The sequence below is a fragment of the Aeromonas sp. 604176 genome (assembly GCF_049170755.1).
Lineage (GTDB): Bacteria > Pseudomonadota > Gammaproteobacteria > Enterobacterales > Aeromonadaceae > Aeromonas > Aeromonas veronii_A.
Genome location: NZ_JAAKNE010000304.1, coordinates 1 through 713, shown reverse-complemented (window position 1 = coordinate 713; position 713 = coordinate 1). Strand labels below are relative to the sequence as shown.

At 66.2% G+C, this 713-nt stretch carries 1 protein-coding gene; it reads left to right on the top strand.

Going from position 1 to position 713, the window contains the following annotated elements; all coding sequences use genetic code 11:
* The coding region (locus G5358_RS21505; protein ID WP_421324930.1) for a TldD/PmbA family protein at nt 1-713 on the top strand (713 nt) is incomplete at both ends.

Here is a 713-nt window from a genome sequence, read left to right as displayed (position 1 = left end):
GCCGATTTCGCCGAGCTGTTTGTGGAGCGCAAGCGCCGCAGCCAGCTCAGCCTGCTCTCCAGCCAGATAGAGAACATCAGCGGCGGCCTCGATTTCGGCATCGGTGTGCGCCTCTGTTACGGCCACAAGGTGCTCTACGGCTACACCAATCTGGCCAACCGCGACGAACTGCTGCGCATCGTCACCCTGCTGGCGGCCAAAGACCGCCGCGACCCCGTGGTGACCGCCACCGCCTTCGATTTCACCCGCCTGAGCGATCGCAACCCGATCGCGCGGCCCCTGTCGGCAGACAAGCTGCTGGAGCAGAAGATCGCCTATCTGCACGCCATGGATGCGGTGGCCCGCGCCGAGAGCAGCAAGGTGAGCCAGTTCTCCGGCAACGTGCTGGGCTGGGAGCAGGAGGTGGAAATCTTCAACAGCGAAGGGGGGCAAGTGGCCGATCGCCGCCACTACAACCGCATCATGGCCCAGACTATCGCCATGGAAGGGAGCGAGCAGAGCGTCGGTTACGAGGCCCCCGGCGCCCTGATGGGGTGGGAGCATGCCGATCGCATCGATCCGCGCGAGCTGGCCCTCACCGCCACCCGTCAGGCACTGGTGAAACTGGGCGCGGCTCCCTGCCCGAGCGGCGCCCTGCCGGTCATCATGGAGAACGGCTTTGGCGGCGTCATCTTCCACGAGGCGTGCGGCCACCTGCTGGAGACCACCTCGGT